The sequence below is a fragment of the Rhodococcus sp. SBT000017 genome, assembly GCF_003688915.1.
Lineage (GTDB): Bacteria > Actinomycetota > Actinomycetes > Mycobacteriales > Mycobacteriaceae > Rhodococcoides.
The window spans coordinates 1416026-1436031 of the sequence record NZ_REFU01000001.1 but is presented as its reverse complement, the minus strand read 5'-3'; the positions used below and the strand labels follow the sequence as shown (position 1 = coordinate 1436031).

Below are 20006 nucleotides of genomic sequence, written 5' to 3'. Positions count from 1 at the left end.
TAGCCTTTCGGCCCATGGCTGAGTTCGTGAATCTCGAAGTATCCGACGGTATCGGCACCATCCGGCTGGATCGTCCGCCGATGAATGCACTCGATCGGCAGATGCAGGAGGAAATCCGAGCAGCCGCCCGCGAGGCCACGATCAATGCCGACGTCAAGGCCGTCATCGTCTACGGCGGCGAGAAGGTCTTCGCCGCCGGTGCCGACATCAAGGAGATGGTGGCGTTGTCCGCGGCCGAGATGGCCGAGATCGCCGGAGATCTGCAGTCCGCCCTCGGCTCACTCAGCACCATTCCCAAGCCCGTGGTTGCGGCCGTGACCGGATACGCACTCGGTGGTGGGCTCGAGGTCGCACTGGGCGCGGACCGTCGGATCGCCGGCGACAACGCGAAGTTCGGTGTCCCCGAGGTGCTGCTCGGTGTCATCCCCGGCGGCGGCGGAACGCAGCGGCTGGCTCGGCTGATCGGCCCCAGCCGTGCGAAGGACATGGTCTTCACCGGCCGCTTCGTCGGCGCCGAGGAAGCATTGCGCATCGGATTGGTGGACGAGGTGGTGGCACCGGACGAGGTGTACAACGCCGCCCGCGCCTGGGCGATGCAGTTCACCACGGGTGCATCGCGAGCGCTCGCAGCGGCGAAAGCGTCGATCGACCAGGGGCTCGACGTCGATCTCACCACCGGTCTGCGGATCGAGGCTCAGCAGTTTGCGGCCCTGTTCGCCACCGAGGATCGCACCATCGGGATGACGTCGTTCGTGGCCGACGGCCCGGGCAAGGCGACCTTCACCGGACGGTGATTCGGCAGCCGTTCACAGAGAAAAGTTGTTCCACAGCTACCGGATAGTAGGCTCGCCTGATGACTGCAAGCCCCCACGACGGTGTCAATCGATCGATCTCGAACGCGATGCCTTCGGCCTCGTCCGAGGCCGAAGACCGCCAGGTCGATCCAGCCCCGAATCCGCACGCCACCGCCGAGCAGGTCGAGGCTGCACGGTCGGACACCAAACTGGCGCAGGTGCTATATCACGACTGGGAAGCCGAGACCTACGACGACAAGTGGTCGATCTCCTACGACGAGCGCTGCATCGACTACGCACGCGGCAGGTTCGATCAGGCGGTCTCCGGTGACGCGTCGGCGCACTCCGCACTGCCGTACGGCCGCGCGCTCGAACTGGGCTGCGGTACCGGGTTCTTCCTGCTCAACCTGATGCAGGCCGGCATCGCAGACAAGGGCTCGGTCACCGACCTCTCGCCAGGCATGGTCAAGGTCGCACTGCGCAACGCCGAGCACCTCGGGCTGGACGTCGACGGCCGCGTCGCCGACGCAGAGACGATTCCGTACGAGGACAACACGTTCGATCTCGTCGTCGGGCACGCCGTCCTCCACCACATCCCCGACGTCGAACAGTCGCTGCGCGAGGTGCTGCGGGTGCTCAAGCCGGGCGGTCGCTTCGTTTTCGCGGGCGAACCCACCACGGTCGGCAACTTCTACGCACGCTGGCTCGGACGCATCACCTGGGAGGCGACCACCCGCGCAACCAAGCTCCCGTTCCTGGCGAGCTGGCGCAAGCCACAGGAAGAGCTCGACGAGTCCTCGCGAGCAGCGGCACTCGAAGCCGTCGTCGACCTGCACACGTTCGATCCGACCGATCTCGAGCACATCGCGCTCTCGGCCGGTGCGGAGTCCGTGCAGGCGAACACCGAGGAGTTCGCCGCCGCTCTGCTCGGCTGGCCGGTGCGTACATTCGAGGCCGCAGTACCCGCGGGCAAGCTGGGGTGGAACTGGGCCAAGTTCGCTTTCGGCGGTTGGAAGACACTGAGCTGGGTCGACGAGAACGTGCTGCAGCACGTGGTACCGCGCGGGCTGTTCTACAACGTGATGATCACCGGCATCAAGCCTGCACCTCGCGATTGACAGGCAGTGACGCCGTAGGTCTCGATTTCGGGGCCTGCCGTGGGGTATGACTTCACCGGTGCCGACCTCGATTTCCTGCACAGCGAGGTCGGCATCGAGGCGCTCGACGCCGCGGACGGGCTCGAGCTCAGTGCGAGAACGACGGTGCGAGATATCTCCTCGATGCGGGAGCGTTTTCCCGCCCACGCGGGTGCACTGATCGAAACCGTCGCCGTCCGCCGCAAAGCGCGGGTGAAGCTGCTCGACTCCGACCGATGGTGGGTCACCGACGAGGCGGTGCAGCAGGCCACGCCGACGCTCGTCGCGCGCAGGCGGGCCGCTCGACTCGCCGGACGACGCGTGCACGATGTCACGTGTTCGATCGGCAGTGAACTGTCCGTTCTGATCGGGACGGCGGAGTTGGCGGTGGGTAGCGATCTCGACCCGATTCGGCTTCGCATGGCCGCACACAACGTGCCGGACGCCACCGTGCTGCGCGCAGACGCGCTGACCCCGACGACGCGGGAGACCGTCGTGGTCGCCGACCCCGGCCGCCGAGCGGGTGGGCGGCGACGCCACGACCCGGCGGCGCTGCAACCACCCCTACCGGACCTGTTAGACGTCTATCGAGGCCGAGACCTGGTTGTCAAGTGTGCGCCCGGTCTGGATTTCGACGCTGTCGACTGGGCCGGCGAGATCGAGGTGGTCTCGCTCGACGGGGGAGTGCGAGAAGCGTGCCTCTGGTCGGAAGGTTTGAGCGAGAACGGTGTTCGGCGTCGGGCGGCTGTTCTTCGATCCGACGGCAGCGTTATGGAATTCACCGATGCAGAATCCGACGACATTCCGGTTCGGCCGCCGGGGCGCTATATCGTCGATCCAGACGGGGCGGTGGTCAGGGCCGGTCTGGTTCGGCATTACGGTGCCAGATTCGGTCTGTGGCAACTCGATCCGAGAATCGCGTATCTGACCGGCGACACGGTCCCTGCCGGGGTGCGCGGCTTTCGGATTCTGGAGCAGTCCAAGTTCTCCGAGAAAGTGCTTCGGCAACAACTGAATCGGATGGACTGCGGTTCGGTGGAAATTCTCGTCCGCGGAGTCGACGTGGATCCGGCGATACTGCGGCCCAGGCTCAAACTTCGCGGATCCGTGGCACTGTCGGTGGTGATCGCCCGAGTCGACCGGTCCGCGGTGGCGTTCGTCTGCGCTCCAGGATCTATCGGTCAGCCCGTGTAGGTGAAGATCTCGCCGAGGTAGCTTGCGGTGACGACCTGACCGTCCGGGCCGATCGACGTGCCGACGGTGGTGCCGACGACGTCGGGAACCGGCTGTACATCCACCGTCTCACCGGTCGCTGCGTCGAACGTGAGCAGCGCCAGTCCGTCGTCCTCACGAACGACGGTATGGCCGCGTCCGTCTGCGGATTGGGCTGCGCTGCCTGCCTGTTCGAGGTCGTCGCGGACCCAGACTCGCTCGGCCGAATCACCGTTGTCGCGCAGGCCGACGAGGGTGCCGTCGCCGCCCGTCGGCACGATCGTGCCGTCCGAGGAAATCGAGGGACTGGCACCGATTCCGAGCCCGGTGCCCTCGGTCCACTTCTGTCGCCCGTCGGCGGTGTCGAACGCGGTCAGCCTGCCGTCGACATCGGCCAGGTAGACCGTCGACCCGTCCTCGGACAGCACCGGACTCGACGCGACACCGGCGGGCAGCAGGTCCGAGGACCAACGTTCGACGAGACCGGGAGAACCGTCTCGGTTGTACTGCAGGGAAACGAGCTGCGGCGCAATCGAACCGGGACGCCACAGCGTCAAGTAGATCGTTCCGGTCGCACTGTCGACCGCGGGCGCCGCGGGCACGGGGCATTCGGATCCGCCCGAGCTGCACTGGGCGAGTCCGGTGTCGACCGGCAGGAAGTCGGTATTCGGGTCGGTGAAGAAATTCGGCGTCGGAACCAGATCCAGAATCGGTACTCGAAGTTGCCCGTTCTGCGAATCCAGAACGCTGACCTGCCCCATCTGGGTGATCGAGAGCACGCTGCCGTCCCCGAGGAACTGCGCGGACTTGGGCACTCCGTACACCGGTGTGCGCCACCGCAGTTGGCCGTGGTCGTTGTACGAGTTCAGGCCGCCGTCGTCGCCGATGTAGACGTTGATCGCCGAATCGACGGTCGGCGTTGCAGTGACGACGGAGGGCCCGACGCGATTGCACCAGCGTTTGCGTGCGGAGTCGATCTCGAACGAGAAGAGGTTGCAGCCGGATTCGGTGGCGGCAGTGACGAACATCTGACCGGTCGACCCGATGGACACCGGGGAGGTCACCGTGCCGCCGGTGGGGCGCGTCCAGTCCAAGGACAGAGGAGTCGACACCGACACTGCGGTGGCGCCGCTGTTGTGGGAGTTCGCGTGCGCTGCAGGCCATGAATCGGGAGAGAGGGGTTCTATGGCCGGCCTGTCGGTGCCACAACCGCTCACGGTCACCAGCGCCAGCGCTGCTGCGAGCGCAGTGACCCTTCTGCCGGTCCTGCCCTTGGCCCTGACGCCGCGCATCGATCGCTCCCCATGACTCGAGTCCGTGCCCGACATGGTGCCGGGGCGTCTGTGTTCGTTCTGCCGACGAGCAACAGTCGACAGGCAACCCTAGCCCGCGCAAGGGTGGCGGCAGAGAGCGGGCGAACGAGAAACTAGGGTGAACGTCCATGACGAGTATGTGGAACGCGCCGCTGCGGACACGCTGGCGCGGGTCGAGACGACGCGACACCGAACAGGCGCGGTTCCTCACGCGCGCGTCCCTCGACTGGGTTCTCGCCAACAAGGCGTACACGCCGTGGTACCTGGTCCGCTACTACCGCCTCGCGAAGTTCAAGCTGGCCAATCCGCACGTGATCCTCAAGGGCATGGTGTTTCTCGGCAAGAACGTCGAGATTCATTCCACTCCCGAGCTCTCGCGCCTCGAGATCGGACGCTGGGTACACATCGGCGACGGCAATGCCATTCGCTGCCACGAAGGTTCGCTGCGGATCGGCGACAAGGTGGTGTTCGGCAAGGACAACGTCGTCAACACCTACCTCGACATCGAGATCGGCGCGTCGACGCTGGTGGCCGACTGGTGCTACATCTGCGACTTCGATCATCGGATGGACGATGTGAACATGCCGATCAAGGATCAGGGAATCGTGAAGGGACCCGTGAGAATCGGTCCGGACACGTGGATCGCGGCCAAGGTGACGATCCTGCGCGAGACCCGCATCGGCCGGGGCTGCGTGCTCGGGGCCCACGCCGTGGTCAAGGGTGAGATCCCGGACTACAGCATCGCGGTCGGTGCCCCGGCCAAGGTCGTCCGCAATCGCAAGGTCGCCTGGGAGGCCGGTGCCGGCGAGCGCGCGAAATACATTGCTGCGCTGGAGGACATCGCCCGCAAGAAGGCTCTCGGACAGGCCGAGGCGGCGCGGGAGGACTGACCCTACTGTTCTCAGGTACGGCCGGGAAGCGCGCGCTCGACGATGTGCGGGCGCGCCAGCGGATGCCGAACTTTGCGTTTGGCTTCCAGATAGACCTGCGCAGTCGATTCGGCGACGTGTTTCCAGTCGAAATCCACGGTGAGGCGCTCGCGGGCGGCCACGGCCCGTTCCTGCGCGGCGTCCGCGTTGTCGAGAACACGCCGCACGGCGGCGGCCAACCCACCGACGTCGCCGGGCTCGAAGGACAACCCGGTCACGCCGTCGACGATGGCGTCACCCAGCCCGCCTGCGGTGGACGCGACCAGCGGGGTGCCCGCAGCCGCTGCCTCGAGCGCGATGATGCCGAAAGGTTCGTATCGACTGGGCAGGACGATGGCGTCGGCCCCGTGCAGCCAGCCGAGTAGTTCGGTGTGGTCGAGATTGCCCAGGAACGACACTGCGCGGGCCACCCGGTGCGTGCGCGCCAGCCCTGCCAACCAGGCGAACTGTGTTCCTTCGCCGGCGATGTGCAGGGTGGTACCCGGGTGGCTTCGTCGGATGCGGGGCAGAGCTGCGATGGCATCCTGGATGCCCTTCTCGTACTCGAGCCGGCCGACGTAAAGCAACTTGGCCGGCTCCGATCGAGGCTCTCGTCGCCGAAAGTGCCAGGTGGATCGGTCGATTCCGTTGCGAATCACCTTCACCGCCGACTCCGATACTCCGAACAGGGTGGTGACCTCGTCCTTCATCGATGCCGAGCAGGTGATCACCGCATCGGAATCGTTGGCGAGCCACCACTCGACGGAGTGCACCTGGCGGTTGACGGGACCGGAGATCCAGCCGCTGTGGCGTCCGGCCTCGGTGGCGTGGATGGTCGAGGCGAGCGGTACGTCGTAGAACTCGGCGAGGGCGATCGCCGGGTGCGCAACGAGCCAGTCGTGCGCATGAACGACGTCGGGTTGCCAGCCGTCGCCCAGACCCGGCTTACCGAGCGCGACGCCGGCACGGACCATCGCGTGTCCCATCGCGAGGGTCCACGCGAGCATGTCCTCCCCGAAGACGAAGTGAGCCGGGTCTTCGGCGACGGCGACGACGAGCACCCCGTCCTCGATGTGGTGAGACGTCGGGTGGGTGGCGGCGTCGGTTCCGGTGGGTCGACGCGACAGAACGACGACCTCGTGCCCGCATCGGACCAGTTCGGTGGCCAGGTGATGCACGTGCCGACCGAGCCCGCCGACCACCACGGGTGGGTACTCCCACGACACCATCAGAATCTTCATCGACGCCCCCCTGCACCTTCTCGCTCGCCGTCACCGTGTGCACCGGGCAGCCGGCGCGCATCCAACGCAGGAAACAGTCCGTCCGCGCGGTTCCATTGCCGAGCCAGTTCGTTCGCCCGGACAGGTGACCCACCTGCGGCCGCGGCCGCGATCTCACGCAGCGCATGTGCATGGACGTGCGCCCGCTCCCGTGCGTAACCTGCGGCGGAATCCTTGCTGACCATGAATGCCCAGTCGCTGGCCACGGCCATCAGTGTCTCACGCAGTATCTGATCGTTGACCCGATTGCGAAGTTCGGGCCCGCCGGCGCGACGCTGTACATCTCGGGCGGTGTCGACGGCGTCGAGTGCGGTCCGAGATACCTCGGAATTGAGCGCGACCAGGTCGGCGACGTCGTCGCCCGCCCACACCCGCCAGTCCTTGCCCGATCCCCACGACGAATCCTGCAGTTCCAGTGGCGCTCCGACGTAACCCTGCTCGCGGGCGTCGCTGAGCGTGCCGACGGTGATGCCGGCCGCCGGAAGCGCGCGCATGAGCTTGCCGAGCCACTGTGGGCCCTCGTGCCACCAGTGTCCGAACAACTCGGTGTCGAATGCCGCCACCACCAGCGCGTCGCGACCGATCCGCTCGGATTCGGAGACCAATCGCCTGCGGACCACATCGACGAAGTCGGCGACGTGACGGTCCACCGTCGCCGCGGCCCGCTCGGGATCGTAGGGAGCCTTGTCGTTCGACGCGACCGAACGGCCGGTGACCCGGGCCGGTTTGAGACCGGTGGCGTGATCGTAGGTGTGGAAATCCCGATAGGAACCGTGGCCGGGATAGCCGGACTTCGGTGACCAGACGCGGTAGCTGACCGGCAGATCGCGTCCGAATGCGACGACATCGGAGTCCCACACCGGCCTGCCGAGGGAGGTGTCTCCGCGCATCGCGGGCCCGTCGACCATGAAGTGCGAGACGCCGGCCGCGGCGTAGTCGGTTTCCATGCCGGGGGTGAATCCGCATTCGGGTGCCCAGATGCCTCGGGGTGTGGTGCCCCACCGGGCGCGGGCGTCGAGCAGACCTTCTCGGAGCGAGAATTCGCGTAGTCGGGGATCGAGCAGCGGCTGGAACGGGTGCGCCAACGGTCCACCCAGCAGTTCGACGGTTCCGGTTTCGACCAGCGGCCGGAGTACCGCCGACCCGCCGTGCCGCCACCGGGACTCGAATCGATCGAGCGCAGCGGCAGAACCTCGGTGTTCACGAACGGACAGGTCGCGGTCCGTTGCCTCGTGGGCTCTGAGCTGCCAGTTCGCGAGCCAGTGGTGCATTCCGGACAGACAGTGCGGATCGTCGAGTTGAGCAGCCAGCACCGGGGTGATCCCCAGCGACAGCACGTTGCTGTGGCCGTCGTCGGCCAGCTGCTCGAGTGCCGCGGTGAGCGGCAGATAGCAGTCGGCCCAGGACTGATACAGCCATTCCTCGCCTACCGGCCAGCGTCCGTGATTGGCCAACCACGGCAGGTGGGAGTGCAGAACGAGAGAGAACATGCCCGGCACGGTGGCACCGGATGTCACCCGATCACCGTGCTCGAGCTCTTGCGGGCGACGGCGACCAGGTCGAGGCTGTCGTCTATGCGGTCGGCCGCGATGTCGAAGTCCTCGATCGAGATGGCCGCGACGTCCTCGGTGAGTTCGGCAGGCCAGGGTTCCCCGGCCAGGGCTCGTTCGATCTGCGCGTCGATGAACGAACCGCCGTGCTTGGCGTCGAGTGCGGCCAGCGTGCGTCCGTGCCGGACTCCGGTGAGTTCGTCGACCTCGAGCCGTGCGTCCACGAGAAGCTCGGTGAGTTCGGCCGCGTCGAGTTCGCGAGTGTGGAACGGGTTGAGCGGGGTGTCGCGGCCTGGCGAGAAGGTGATGCGGTTGGGAGTGCTGATCAACAGAATGCCCCCGGGCGCGAGCACCCGGTGCACTTCGGCGAGGAACGCACCTTGATCCCAGAGGTGCTCGATCACCTGGAAATTGACGACCACGTCGATCGAGGAATCGGCGACGGGAAGGCGGTCGAGGTTGCCACGCAGCATCGTCACCCTGGGGTAGCGGGCATGCACGTGTGCGGCGGCCGACGCGTCGTAGTCGAGACCGAGAACATTCGTCGCGACACCGGCAATCATGTTGGCTCCGTAGCCTTCTCCCGATCCCGCTTCGAGCACCGTTCGGTCGCGGCAGCGCTCGACGAGTGCGCGGTAGACCACCTCGTGTCGGCGGAACCAGTAGTTCTCCTCGGCGATCCCGGGCACGGTGCGCTCCCCGGTGAGGGGGAGTGGTTCCGGTGCCGGTGCCTGAGCCGATGAATCGTTCACCGACGAAAGGTTAGTGGAGGCGCAGGAGAGGTAAGCCAACGTGGTCTCCATAACAGTCGGGGTGCAGATGTATGGTCGGACAGGCAAGGAGGTAAGTTACCCACCAGTAACTACGGTGAGGTAACCTCGTCCCAGACCGTAGAACTGCACGAACCGTTAGAACACTCACGATCAGCAGAACATGACCAGGAGGTCGACGCAGACCCATGACGAACATCGTTGTTTTGATCAAGCAGGTTCCAGACACGTGGTCCGAGCGCAAGCTCACCGACGGTGACTACACCCTCGATCGCGAGGCCGCCGACGCCGTCCTCGACGAGATCAACGAGCGGGCCGTCGAAGAAGCGCTGCTCATCAAGGAAGCCCAGGGCGGTGAGGTCAAGGTTCTGTCCGCAGGCCCCGATCGCGCCACCGATGCCATCCGCAAGGCCTTGTCGATGGGTGCAGACAGCGCAGTGCACCTCAACGATCCGACCCTGCACGGCTCCGACGCGATCCAGACCGGATACGCGCTGGCCGCAGCGCTCGGCAACGTCGCATTCGAGAACGACGAGCCGGCCGATCTCATCATCGCAGGCAACGAGGCCACCGACGGTCGCACCGGTGCCGTTCCTGCGATCATCGCCGAGTACCTGCAGATCCCGGCCCTGACTCAGATGCGCAAGCTCACCGTCGCCGACGGCAAGGTCACCGGCGAGCGGGAGACCGACGAAGGCATCTTCGGCCTCGAAGCCGCGCTTCCCGCCATCGTGAGCGTCACCGAGAAGATCAACGAACCGCGCTTCCCGTCGTTCAAGGGCATCATGGCCGCCAAGAAGAAGACGGTGCAGACCATCACGCTCGCCGACATCGGTGTCGAGGACGGCATCGTCGGCGTCGACAACGCGGGAACGACCGTCACGTCGTCCACCCCCAAGCCTCCCAAGACTGCAGGCGAGCGGCTCACCGACGAGGGCGACGGCGGCGACAAGATCGCCACCTACCTCGTCGGCCAGAAGATCATCTGATCCCGCCCCACCGAGCAATCGAAGACAAACGAGGAGCAAGTCATGGCAGAAGTACTCGTGCTCGTGGAGCACGTCGAGGGAACACTGAAGAAGGTCAGCCACGAGCTGATCACCGCCGCTCGTGCGCTGGGTGAGCCGTCCGCGGTCGTCACCGGCCCGGTCGGCACCACCGACAAGGTCGCCGACGCGCTGACCGAAGCCGGTGCCGAGAAGATCTACGCCGCCGAATCCGATGCAGTCGACGGATTCCTCGTCACCCCGAAGGTCGACGTGCTGTCGGCACTCGCGGAGTCGGTCTCGCCGGCAGCGATCATCACCGCGGCCACGATCGAGGGCAAGGAAGTTGCGGGTCGACTCGCAGCACGCCTCGGCTCGGGCTACCACAACGACGTCGTCGCACTGAACGGCGACGGCAGTGCCGTCTACTCCATCTTCGGTGGCGCGTTCACCGTCGAGGCCAAGGCCAACGGCGACGTTCCGGTCATCTCGCTGCGCCCCGGTGCAGTAGAGGCCGAGCCGAAGGCAGGAGCGGGCACCCGCGAAACCGTCGAGGTCCCCGCGCAGGAAGAAGGGGCCGTCAAGGTCACCTCGCGTGACCCGATCGTCGGCGGCGACCGTCCGGAGCTCACCGAGGCATCGGTCGTCGTCTCCGGCGGACGTGGTGTCGGCAGTGCCGACAAGTTCTCCGTCGTCGAGGAGCTCGCCGACTCGCTCGGTGCCGCAGTCGGTGCCTCGCGCGCCGCTGTCGACTCCGGCTACTACCCCGGCCAGTTCCAGGTGGGTCAGACGGGCAAGACCGTCTCCCCGCAGCTGTACGTTGCCCTGGGTATCTCCGGAGCCATCCAGCACCGTGCAGGCATGCAGACCTCGAAGACGATCGTCGCGGTCAACAAGGACGAGGAAGCACCCATCTTCGAGATCGCCGATTACGGCATCGTCGGTGACCTCTTCAACGTCGCACCGCAGCTGACCGAAGCAGTCAAGAAGCACAAGGGATAGCTTCGATCGCTGTTCCCACACAGGCCCTCACCGCCCGCGCGGTGGGGGCCTGTCGTGTCCAGTAGCGCAACCTTGTTCACGCAAACTCTTCCGACACGTTTCCCTGACGATGCCCGGTAGCCTTCCCCGCTCGTTAGACACACCTCATGACCACTTCCGTCATGAGCTCGACTGCATCGATCGTCCCGGCCACCGACCGCTACTCGCTGGTGTTGTCCACCGACCCGGAGCACCGACTCGCGGCGCAGCGTCTGCGCTACGAGGTGTTCGCTTCCGAGCCGGGGTTTTCCATTCCCACCGACACCGACGGCCTCGACGCCGATCGGTTCGACGAATTCTGTGATCACCTGCTCGTTCGTGACCAGTGGACCGACACGTTCGTCGGCTGCTACCGCATGTTGCCGCCGCAGGCCGCCGTGTCCGCCGGCGGGTATTACACGGCAACCGAATTCGATATCTCCGCGCTCGATCCCGTCGGCATGAACATCGTCGAAATGGGAAGGGCTGCAGTTCATCCCGATCATCGCTCCGGGTCCGTGCTCGGGCTGATGTGGGCCGGAATCCTGCACTACCTCGATGTGACGGGATACGAGTGGGTGATGGGCTGCGTGTCGGTGCCCATGCAGTCGGCATCAGGGGACCCCATCGGGGCCAACGTACGCAGTGTTCGAGACCGCTTGTTGGGCAAGCACGCTACGCCGCTCGACCGTCGGGTCCGGCCGTACTCTCCGGTCGTCGTCGACGGGGTGGATCTGATCGACATCGAACCCGCGAAGCGAACGTCGATGCCGCCGTTGATGAACGGCTACCTCCGGCTCGGTGCCTCCATCTGCGGTGAGCCGGCTCATGATCCCGAATTCGGTGTCGCCGATTTCGTCGCGTTGCTCGGGCTGCACGAGACCAACACTCGCTATCTCGACCGCTTGCGTTCGGCAGCAACGACGTTCGAGTCGGGTGTCCGGTGACACGACCGATCGTGCACGCGTGGATGCCGTCGTCGCCGTGCAGTGACGGCTGTCTGCCGAAGAACCCACCGACAGTGGGACGAATCGTCCTCGCGCTCCGAATCGTACTGGCGTTGGCGGCGTTCGGGTTGCTGCCGGTGTTGGTCGTCCTCGGGGTTCCGTTCCCGCGGGTTCGCCGGTCGCTGACGCGGATCGGTGCTCGCACTCTGCTGTTCGCCATCGGGATCGACCTGACCGTGCTCGACGCTCGCTCGGAGCGGGAACGCTCCCGTACCGCCGCAGGTGCACTGCACGTCGCCGGTCACATCTCCTGGACCGACGTCGTGGTGCTCACCGCGGTACAGCCGTCGACCTTCGTCGCGCGTGCCGACCTGATCGACTGGCCGGTGCTCGGTCGCCTCGCGCGGGCCATGAAGGTACTTCCGATCGATCGAGCTCGACTGCATCAGCTCCCCGGCGTCGTCGATCAGGTGGCCGATCGTGTTCGCGCCGGCGGATCGGTCGTCGTCTTCCCCGAGGCCACCACCTGGTGTGGTCGCGCCTACGGCTCGCTACGGCCTGCGCTGCTTCAGGCCGCGATCGATTCCGAGACCTGGGTGCAGCCGATTCGGCTGCGCTACCTCGACCGGACCGGCGAGCAGACCACCGCCACGTGCTTCGTGGGGGACGAAACGATCGGCGCGTCCATCGGCCGGATCTTCCGACTGCGCGGACTGCGTGCCGAGGTGGAGTTCACGGCCCCGGAGGCACCCGGCGGCGATCGCCGCGACCTCGCTCGACGATGCGAGGTCGCGATTCGACGCGATGACGTCTACGACCCCACCGTGCACGAGGTGATGGCCGAGGCCGAACGCAGCCCGATGCCGCCGACGGTTGCGGCGGCCTGACCGAGCATCGATCACCGTGACCGCGGACCCACCTCGCGCAGGTAGGTCCGCGGTCACGGCAGCGGGTATCGTCTAGCCTGTTATGCCTTCTGTGCGCAGTACGACTGCTCCCGTCCCGCCGCGGCCACCGGTGTACCTCGATCACGCAGCGACGACCCCGATGCTGCCGAGCGCGATCGAGGCGATGACCTCTGTGTTCGCCACGGTGGGCAACGCGTCCTCGCTGCACACCTCAGGTCGGTCCGCTCGGCGTCGAGTGGAGGAATCTCGCGAGTCGATCGCCGCGGACCTGGGCGCGCGCCCGTCCGAGGTGATCTTCACCTCCGGCGGCACCGAGAGTGACAACCTCGCCGTCAAGGGCATCTTCGCGGCCCGTCGAGACTCCGATGCCGCACTGACCAGGATCATCGCCAGCTCGGTGGAGCATCACGCGGTGCTCGACGCAGTCGAGTGGCTCGTCGCACACGAAGGTGCGAGTGTCACCTGGCTCCCGGTCGACACCGAGGGGCGGGTCACCCCGGATACGCTGCGCGCCGAGCTGGCCCTGCATGCCGACGAGACTGCGCTGGTCACCGTGATGTGGGCCAACAACGAGATCGGCACCGTCATGCCGATCGCCGAGCTGGCAGCCGTGGCCGCCGAATACGGGGTCCCGATGCACAGCGACGCGGTCCAGGCGGTGCCGCATCTGCCCGTCGGATTCTCCGCGAGCGGTCTGTCCGCGCTCAGCATCGCCGCACACAAGTTCGGTGGACCGCAGGGCGTCGGAGCGCTGTTGCTCGGCCGCCAGGTCCCGTGTGTTCCGCTGTTCCACGGCGGGGGACACGAGCGAGACGTTCGATCCGGCACCCCGGACACTGCAGGCGTCGTCGCGATGGCGGCTGCATTGCGGTCGACCGTCGAGAACTCGGCGCGGCACCGCGCAGAACTGAGAGCACTGCGCGATCGGTTGATCGTCGGAATCAGAGATGCCGTTCCCGACGCCATCCTCAACGGTCCGGAAGGCGACGACCGGCTGGCCGGGAACGTGCACTTCACCTTTCCCGGGTGCGAGGGTGATTCGCTGTTGATGCTCCTCGACGCGGCCGGGATAGAATGCTCGACGGGCTCGGCGTGCACTGCGGGTGTGGCCAGCGCCAGTCATGTACTGATTGCGCTCGGGTGCGATCCGGCCGTCGCCCGCGGATCACTGCGGTTCTCGCTGGGAACCGGCTCGTCCGAATCGGACGTCACCACTGTGCTTGCGGCTCTGCCGCAGGTCGTCGAACGCGCTCGTGCCGCCGGACTTGCCGGCGTCGGAGCTCGAGGAGGAAATCGCTGATGCGTGTTCTGGCTGCTATGAGCGGGGGAGTCGACTCGGCCGTTGCCGCGGCCCGTGCCGTGGACGAGGGCCACGACGTCGTCGGCGTGCACCTGGCTCTGTCGACCGCTCCCGGCGCTCTGCGCACCGGCTCGCGTGGTTGCTGCTCCAAGGAGGACGCGGGTGACGCTCGTCGAGCTGCCGACGTACTCGGAATCCCGTTCTACGTATGGGATTTCGCCGATCGTTTCAAAGAGGACGTCATCGACGATTTCGTCGCGTCCTACGCCGCCGGTGAGACCCCGAATCCGTGCCTGCGCTGCAACGAGAAGATCAAGTTCTCCGCTCTGGCGGACCGCGCTCTCGCACTGGGCTTCGATGCCGTGGCGACCGGGCACTACGCGCAACTGCACGACGGAGTGCTGCGACGTGCCGTGGACGCGGACAAGGACCAGTCGTACGTGTTGGCCGTGCTGAACCAGGCGCAGCTCTCGCGTGCGATGTTCCCCATCGGGGACACCCCGAAGTCCGAGATTCGTGAGGAGGCCGCCGAGCGTGGGTTGGCTGTTGCCGACAAGCCGGACAGTCACGACATCTGCTTCATCCCCTCGGGCGACACTCGCGCATTCCTCGGCGCGCGGATCGGCGTGCGCCCGGGCAAGGTCGTCGACTCCGAGACCGGAGCCGAACTGGCCGATCACGAAGGCGTGCACGGGTTCACCATCGGGCAACGCAAGGGCCTCGGCGTGGAAGGACCGGCCGCGGACGGCCGGCCCCGCTATGTGACGTCGATCGAACCCGACAGTGGCACGGTCATGGTCGGCTCGGCGCAGAAACTCGACGTCTGGGCGATCAGCGGAGACCGCGCGGTATGGACCGAAGGTACCGCTCCTACCGGCCCCATCGAGTGCGTCGTGCAGGTCCGCGCGCACGGCGGACTGACCGAGGCCGTCGCCGAGGCAGCAGGTGACGGTATGGAGATCCAGCTGCGGGCTCCACTGACCGGTGTGGCCAAGGGGCAGGCTGCGGTGCTGTACCGCAAGGACATTCACGGAGACATCGTGATCGGCAGCTCGACGATCTCAGGCACTCGATCCGAGCGCGAGTGACCCCGGGCGTCTTCGCTGGACTGGCGACCGGCATCGGTTCGTGGCCGGGCACCGACATTCGTGAGGCTGCGGCGGTCGTCGTCGGGGAGTTCACCGAGCTTCCACACATCGTCGAACTTCCGGCGCGCGGCCTGGGTGCGGACATGATCGGACGCACCGGAGCCATCATGGTCGACGTCGAACTCGACGTGCGCACCTCCGGCTATCGCGTCGTGCCGCGTCCGATGCTCGCCGGCCGCCGGGCGACCGACTTCCTGGCCGAGGACCTCGACGTGCTCGAGGAACTGTGGGAGGTGTCCGGGCTTCGCGGCAGCGGCCGCACCATCAAGGTCCAGGCCGCCGGTCCGTTCACGATGGCAGCCCAGGTCGAACTTCGGCACGGGCATCGGGCCCTGACCGATCGCGGGGCGCTGCGGCATTTCGCCGAATCCCTCGGTGAGGGACTGCGCCTGCATTGCGCGGAGTTGACGCGTCGGCTCGGAGTCGAGGTTCTCGTTCAGCTCGACGAACCCAGTCTCGCAGCCGTTCTCGCCGGCAGCCTGACGGGCATCACCGGGCTCGATTCGGTGCGGGCAGTCCCGGAACCGGACGCTCTCGACCTGCTGGATTCGCTGATCGAGACGATCGACCTTCCCGTTGCGGTGCATTGTTGCGCCGGCGACGTTCCGTTCGATCTACTTCGCCGTTCGCGTGCCGTTGCGGTCGCCGCCGACGCGACTGCGCTGCGCCGCAGCGACTTCGACGGAGTCGGCGAGTTGCTGCAATCCGGCAAGACGCTGATGCTCGGGTTGATTCCGTCCGAAACCCCCGTGCGGCCACCCCATTGGCGCGAACTGGCCGAGCCGGGTGTCACGTTGATCGATCGACTCGGTTTCGACAGATCGGTTCTCGCCTCCCGGATCTCGGTGACGCCTGCATGTGGATTGGCCGGCAGCACACCGGAGTGGGCCCGTCGCGCAACAGGACTCGCCCACGACGTGGCATCCGCGTTCGCAGATTCACCCGATTCGTTGTGAGATCGCACAGCCGGTCGGAGTGAAACCCCGCGGACTCCGGGCCGATCGAGACCACCACCATTAGGACGCCGAACAGGTGTGACACTATTCACATGGCCGTTGGGGGTCTGTTGGATACGTGGGAGTTCGGAAAATGGCATCAGGTGGTCGCGACTTCGACGAGGTTGCCTCCCTCCGGCGTTCCGGCAGGCACCGTCGAGGTCTCGTAGCGAAATTGGCCGCGGCCACCTCCGACTGGTATCGAGCGCCGCACGATTTCGAGTGGATCCTCAATCACAGATCGACCCGTCCGCTGACCGGGATCATCCGTGCCGTGTTCGGTACCGCCACCTTGATGTACGCCGTCACCTCGATCCTGATGCTGTTCAGCGACCTCGGTCCGCGCGGCTCCCTGGCAATCGGGTGGGTCTTCGTCGTACTGGTGACTCAGGTGCTGGTCGCCGCACGGTGCGTGTTCGGCCCGATTCCCGGCAAGAAGTTCTTCGTGGGATTCCTCGCCTTCGGTGACATTTTGACCACGTCGATTCTGCTTCTCTACGCGCCCGTTGCCTCGTTGATCGGGACCGTGCTCTTCGCCGTCACCGGGGCGTTCTGCACGTACTTTCTCAGCCCTCGATTGCTCGTCGCGCACCTGGTGTGGACCGCGACGTTCATCATCGGGTTCGGCATTCGCGTGTTCGTGGCAGTGATGAACGGCGAGGTCGGATACATCGACGGGCCTTCGGTCGCAACGGCCACCGTGGTTCTCCTTCTCGCCACGGTGGGAGTACCCGTGTTCGCCCAGGTGGCGTGGACGACGCTGTCCAACGACGCCAAGCGGTCGGTTCTCGATCCTCTGACCGGGGTGTACAACCGGCGCGGCATCGACAGCGAACTGCTCGACCTGTGGCACCAGGCCAGCAAGGGGGGCATGTCCATGGCCTTCCTGGTTGTCGACATCGACAAGTTCAAGGCCGTCAACGATCGATTCGGGCACAGTCGCGGAGACGACGTGATCGTCCGGGTCGCCGACCGGCTACGCCGCTTGGTCCGGCATCAGGGCGGAGTGCTCGCCCGAACCGGTGGCGAGGAGTTTCTCGTCGCCATGGTCGGTGATGCGCGGGGGATGGTCGATCTCGGCTTCGACGTCGTCCGCGTGCTCTGTGACGACCGCGACGACATCCCCGTCACCGTCAGCGTGGGAATGGCGTTGTTGCGCGAGGACTCGGCTCTGTGGGACGTGGGCAAGTCCGTGGTCGGCAGAGCAGCTCGAACGGCGGACGCGGCGATGTACCGGTCCAAGCAGTCCGGTGGAAACCGTTTGGTCATCGACGAGATCTGAGCCCTCGAACCGACGTCGCTCGATGCGCCGGCGCGCTCGGGTGCGACCTCTGCGATGATCGTGCGATGTATCGGCTATCGGATGCCCAGCGACGTGGACTACCTGCCGGAGTGCTGTTGTCGGTGATGGCCTCCGTGCTCGGCGGCATCTACGCCGACTCCTTCGTGACCGGCTTCGCGTTGACCGCCGGTATCTGTGCGGTGGCGATCATCGCTGCCACGCTGTTGCTGGGTCTGATGGGGCGGTAGTTGCTGCGCTGCAGCGGGTGCTTCCGTGTCGGTGGGTTCGGATAATCTTCGACACGTGCCCGAATCGACCGAACCGCCAGCAGGAAACGACGAGACCGCAGGGACCGTCGGTGTCGAACTCGATGCCGCGTCGTCCGCCGATCGCGAGCGATGGCAGAAGCTGGCCGAGGAAGTGCGCGCTCATCAGTTCCGCTACTACGTGCGCGACGCGCCGCTGGTGTCCGACGCCGAGTTCGATGCACTGCTGCGTGAGCTGAACGAGCTGGAGGAGGTGCACCCGGATCTGCGCACGGCGGATTCACCGACACAACTCGTCGGGGGCGGTTTCGCGACGGAATTCACCGCCGTGGACCACCTGGAACGAATGTTGAGCCTGGACAACGTGTTCGACCACGACGAGCTTCGGGCCTGGGCCAAACGGGTCGAGACCGAAGCAGGGCCGGATCTGGAATACCTCTGCGAGGTCAAGATCGACGGCGTTGCACTGAATCTGGTGTACGAGAACGGCACCCTCGTGCGCGGTGCCACCCGAGGTGACGGACGTACCGGTGAGGACGTGACGCTCAACGCACGCACGATCGACGACATCCCGGACACTCTGACGGGTAGCGAGCAGTACCCCGTGCCGGAGTTGTTGGAAGTGCGCGGCGAGGTCTTCTTCCGGTTGGAGGACTTCCAGGCGCTCAACGCCTCACTCGTGGCGGAGGGCAAGCCCCCGTTCGCGAATCCGCGGAATTCGGCGGCGGGGTCGCTGCGACAGAAGAATCCGGCGGTCACCTCCAAGCGGCGTCTGGGAATGATCTGCCACGGCTTCGGTCGCATGGTGGGTTTCACCCCCGAGTCGCAGTGGCACGCCTACGAGGCGCTGCGCGCCTGGGGTCTGCCCATTTCCAGCCACACGACCCGTGTGCAGGGCGTCGACGCCGTCATCGAGAAAGTCGTCTACTGGGACCAGCACCGACACGACGTCGAACACGAGATCGACGGTCTGGTCGTCAAGATCGACGACATGTCGCTGCATCGTCGACTGGGAACGACGTCTCGCGCGCCGCGGTGGGCCATCGCGTACAAGTACCCACCCGAGGAAGTAACCACGACGCTGCTCGACATCCGCGTCAGCGTGGGCCGGACCGGCAGAGTCACGCCGTTCGCGTACATGACGCCGGTTCTCGTGGCCGGCTCCACGGTGTCGCTGGCGACGCTGCACAACGGCTCGGAGGTCAAGCGCAAGGGCGTTCTGATCGGTGACACCGTGACCATTCGCAAAGCGGGAGAGGTCATTCCGGAGGTTCTCGGGCCCGTCGTCGACGCCAGGACCGGAGACGAGACCGAGTTCGTCATGCCCACCGAGTGCCCGGAGTGCTCGACGCCTCTCGCCCCGGCCAAGGAGGGTGACGCCGACCTGCGCTGCCCCAACTCGCAGTTCTGCCCGGCACAACGTCGCGAGCGGGTGTTCTTCGTGGCAGAGAGGCAGCGATTCGACATCGAGGGCCTCGGCTACGAGGCCGCATCCGACCTGTTGGCCACCGGGGCCATCGAGGACGAAGGTGATCTGTTCTCGCTCACCGAGGACGACCTGATGAAGACGGCGATCTTTCGCACCAAGTCCGGGGCGTTGTCTGCCACCGGTCGAAAGTTGCTCGACAACCTGGCCACCGCACGGAACCAGCCGCTGTGGCGGGTGCTGGTCAGTCTGTCGATTCGGCACGTGGGGCCGTCGGCTGCCCGCGCGTTGGCAGGGGAGTTCGGCAGCCTCGAGCGGATCCGAGCGGCGTCGGTCGAGGAACTCTCGGCGGTCGATGGGGTGGGCGGCACCATCGCGGCCGCAGTCTCCGAGTGGTTCGAGGTCGACTGGCACCGCGCCATCGTCGACAAGTGGCGGGCCGCGGGCGTGCGGATGGAAGACGAGCGTGATGCCTCGATCGAGCGCAATCTCGAGGGGCTGTCGATCGTGGTCACCGGGTCGCTGACGTCGTACTCACGCGACGAGGCCAAAGAAGCGATCCTGCTGCGAGGCGGCAAGGCTGCAGGTTCGGTGTCCAAGAAGACGGCGTTCGTGGTCGTCGGCGAAGCTCCGGGGTCCAAGCACGACAAGGCAATCGAGCTCGGCGTGCCGGTGCTCGACGAAGCGGGATTCACCCTGCTGCTGACCGAGGGGCCCGATGCGGTGGCTCCGACCGAAGCAGAATCGGGATCGACGGAATGATCG

At 66.2% G+C, this 20006-nt stretch carries 18 protein-coding genes; 14 read left to right on the top strand and 4 right to left on the bottom strand.

What is annotated here, in order from left to right:
* Positions 1 to 14: 14 nt before the first annotated feature.
* The 3 genes from AYK61_RS06420 (at position 15) to AYK61_RS06410 (ending at position 3124) form a co-directional block, all read left to right on the top strand.
* Positions 15 to 794, top strand: a complete 780-nt coding sequence (locus AYK61_RS06420; protein WP_121870216.1) for an enoyl-CoA hydratase/isomerase family protein — start codon at positions 15 to 17, stop codon at positions 792 to 794.
* Positions 795 to 901: 107 nt separating this feature from the next.
* On the top strand, positions 902 to 1912 hold the full coding sequence (locus AYK61_RS06415) for a class I SAM-dependent methyltransferase (RefSeq protein ID WP_121872499.1): 1011 nt from the start codon (positions 902 to 904) through the stop codon (positions 1910 to 1912).
* A gap of 39 nt (positions 1913 to 1951) precedes the next feature.
* Positions 1952 to 3124 carry a THUMP-like domain-containing protein gene (locus tag AYK61_RS06410; protein WP_121870215.1) on the top strand — a complete coding sequence of 391 codons (1173 nt, stop codon included), beginning with the start codon at positions 1952 to 1954 and terminating at the stop codon, positions 3122 to 3124.
* On the opposite strand, the gene AYK61_RS06405 is transcribed toward AYK61_RS06410, so the two are convergent.
* The gene (locus AYK61_RS06405) at positions 3112 to 4434 is read right to left on the bottom strand and encodes a PQQ-binding-like beta-propeller repeat protein (protein WP_121870214.1); all 1323 of its coding nucleotides are present in this window, start codon (positions 4432 to 4434) and stop codon (positions 3112 to 3114) included. The two genes, AYK61_RS06410 and AYK61_RS06405, sit on opposite strands and share 13 nt — an antisense overlap.
* 149 nt (positions 4435 to 4583) lie before the next feature.
* On the opposite strand from AYK61_RS06405, the gene AYK61_RS06400 reads away from it, so the two are divergent.
* Positions 4584 to 5345: an acyltransferase gene (locus AYK61_RS06400; protein WP_121870213.1), complete on the top strand. Its 762-nt coding sequence runs from the start codon at positions 4584 to 4586 to the stop codon at positions 5343 to 5345.
* Positions 5346 to 5356: 11 nt separating this feature from the next.
* Here AYK61_RS06400 and AYK61_RS06395 read toward each other — a convergent pair whose 3' ends face one another.
* The 3 genes from AYK61_RS06395 to AYK61_RS06385 are packed head-to-tail and all read right to left on the bottom strand — an operon-like array spanning position 5357 to position 8996.
* Positions 5357 to 6604 carry a glycosyltransferase family 4 protein gene (locus AYK61_RS06395; RefSeq protein ID WP_121870212.1) on the bottom strand — a complete coding sequence of 416 codons (1248 nt, stop codon included), beginning with the start codon at positions 6602 to 6604 and terminating at the stop codon, positions 5357 to 5359.
* Entirely contained in the window at positions 6601 to 8133 is a 1533-nt protein-coding gene (locus tag AYK61_RS06390) for a glycoside hydrolase family 57 protein (RefSeq protein WP_121872498.1), read from the bottom strand. The genes AYK61_RS06395 and AYK61_RS06390 overlap by 4 nt, the downstream gene beginning before the upstream one ends.
* Positions 8134 to 8156: 23 nt before the next feature.
* A complete protein-coding gene (locus tag AYK61_RS06385; RefSeq protein ID WP_121870211.1) occupies positions 8157 to 8996 on the bottom strand; it encodes a bifunctional 2-polyprenyl-6-hydroxyphenol methylase/3-demethylubiquinol 3-O-methyltransferase UbiG in 840 nt (279 codons plus the stop codon).
* A 155-nt stretch (positions 8997 to 9151) separates the two neighbouring features.
* Between AYK61_RS06385 and AYK61_RS06380 the strand changes: the two genes are divergently transcribed.
* From AYK61_RS06380 to ligA, 10 genes are all read left to right on the top strand, one after another.
* The gene (locus AYK61_RS06380) at positions 9152 to 9952 is read left to right on the top strand and encodes an electron transfer flavoprotein subunit beta/FixA family protein (RefSeq protein WP_121870210.1); all 801 of its coding nucleotides are present in this window, start codon (positions 9152 to 9154) and stop codon (positions 9950 to 9952) included.
* A gap of 42 nt (positions 9953 to 9994) precedes the next feature.
* Positions 9995 to 10951 carry an electron transfer flavoprotein subunit alpha/FixB family protein gene (locus tag AYK61_RS06375; protein WP_121870209.1) on the top strand — a complete coding sequence of 319 codons (957 nt, stop codon included), beginning with the start codon at positions 9995 to 9997 and terminating at the stop codon, positions 10949 to 10951.
* 146 nt (positions 10952 to 11097) lie between these two features.
* Positions 11098 to 11916, top strand: a complete 819-nt coding sequence (locus tag AYK61_RS06370; protein ID WP_121870208.1) for a GNAT family N-acetyltransferase — start codon at positions 11098 to 11100, stop codon at positions 11914 to 11916.
* On the top strand, positions 11913 to 12803 hold the full coding sequence (locus AYK61_RS06365) for a 1-acyl-sn-glycerol-3-phosphate acyltransferase (protein ID WP_259467951.1): 891 nt from the start codon (positions 11913 to 11915) through the stop codon (positions 12801 to 12803). The genes AYK61_RS06370 and AYK61_RS06365 overlap by 4 nt, the downstream gene beginning before the upstream one ends.
* An 82-nt stretch (positions 12804 to 12885) precedes the next feature.
* A complete protein-coding gene (locus AYK61_RS06360; protein WP_121870207.1) occupies positions 12886 to 14124 on the top strand; it encodes a cysteine desulfurase family protein in 1239 nt (412 codons plus the stop codon).
* Complete coding sequence (gene mnmA, locus AYK61_RS06355) at positions 14124 to 15212, top strand: tRNA 2-thiouridine(34) synthase MnmA (RefSeq protein WP_121870206.1); 1089 nt, start codon at positions 14124 to 14126, stop codon at positions 15210 to 15212. The genes AYK61_RS06360 and mnmA overlap by 1 nt, the downstream gene beginning before the upstream one ends.
* Positions 15209 to 16228, top strand: a complete 1020-nt coding sequence (locus AYK61_RS06350) for a methionine synthase (RefSeq protein WP_121870205.1) — start codon at positions 15209 to 15211, stop codon at positions 16226 to 16228. The genes mnmA and AYK61_RS06350 overlap by 4 nt, the downstream gene beginning before the upstream one ends.
* 133 nt (positions 16229 to 16361) lie before the next feature.
* The gene (locus tag AYK61_RS06345; RefSeq protein ID WP_121870204.1) at positions 16362 to 17549 is read left to right on the top strand and encodes a diguanylate cyclase; all 1188 of its coding nucleotides are present in this window, start codon (positions 16362 to 16364) and stop codon (positions 17547 to 17549) included.
* Positions 17550 to 17614: 65 nt separating this feature from the next.
* A complete protein-coding gene (locus tag AYK61_RS06340) occupies positions 17615 to 17797 on the top strand; it encodes a hypothetical protein (RefSeq protein WP_121870203.1) in 183 nt (60 codons plus the stop codon).
* A 55-nt stretch (positions 17798 to 17852) separates the two neighbouring features.
* A complete protein-coding gene (gene ligA, locus AYK61_RS06335; protein WP_183130185.1) occupies positions 17853 to 20003 on the top strand; it encodes an NAD-dependent DNA ligase LigA in 2151 nt (716 codons plus the stop codon).
* The last annotated feature ends 3 nt before the right edge of the window (positions 20004 to 20006 follow it).

Bases quoted from the DNA above. Each gene is read 5' to 3' on its own strand.
- AYK61_RS06420 (WP_121870216.1), top strand. From the start codon at position 15: ATGGCTGAGTTCGTGAATCTCGAAGTATCCGACGGTATCGGCACCATC.
- AYK61_RS06415 (WP_121872499.1), top strand. From the start codon at position 902: ATGCCTTCGGCCTCGTCCGAGGCCGAAGACCGCCAGGTCGATCCAGCC.
- AYK61_RS06405 (WP_121870214.1), bottom strand. From the start codon at position 4,434: ATGCGCGGCGTCAGGGCCAAGGGCAGGACCGGCAGAAGGGTCACTGCG.
- AYK61_RS06400 (WP_121870213.1), top strand. From the start codon at position 4,584: ATGACGAGTATGTGGAACGCGCCGCTGCGGACACGCTGGCGCGGGTCG.
- AYK61_RS06395 (WP_121870212.1), bottom strand. From the start codon at position 6,604: ATGAAGATTCTGATGGTGTCGTGGGAGTACCCACCCGTGGTGGTCGGC.
- AYK61_RS06390 (WP_121872498.1), bottom strand. From the start codon at position 8,133: ATGTTCTCTCTCGTTCTGCACTCCCACCTGCCGTGGTTGGCCAATCAC.
- AYK61_RS06385 (WP_121870211.1), bottom strand. From the start codon at position 8,996: ATGGAGACCACGTTGGCTTACCTCTCCTGCGCCTCCACTAACCTTTCG.
- AYK61_RS06380 (WP_121870210.1), top strand. From the start codon at position 9,152: ATGACGAACATCGTTGTTTTGATCAAGCAGGTTCCAGACACGTGGTCC.
- AYK61_RS06375 (WP_121870209.1), top strand. From the start codon at position 9,995: ATGGCAGAAGTACTCGTGCTCGTGGAGCACGTCGAGGGAACACTGAAG.
- AYK61_RS06370 (WP_121870208.1), top strand. From the start codon at position 11,098: ATGACCACTTCCGTCATGAGCTCGACTGCATCGATCGTCCCGGCCACC.
- AYK61_RS06360 (WP_121870207.1), top strand. From the start codon at position 12,886: ATGCCTTCTGTGCGCAGTACGACTGCTCCCGTCCCGCCGCGGCCACCG.
- mnmA (WP_121870206.1), top strand. From the start codon at position 14,124: ATGCGTGTTCTGGCTGCTATGAGCGGGGGAGTCGACTCGGCCGTTGCC.
- AYK61_RS06345 (WP_121870204.1), top strand. From the start codon at position 16,362: ATGGCATCAGGTGGTCGCGACTTCGACGAGGTTGCCTCCCTCCGGCGT.
- AYK61_RS06340 (WP_121870203.1), top strand. From the start codon at position 17,615: ATGTATCGGCTATCGGATGCCCAGCGACGTGGACTACCTGCCGGAGTG.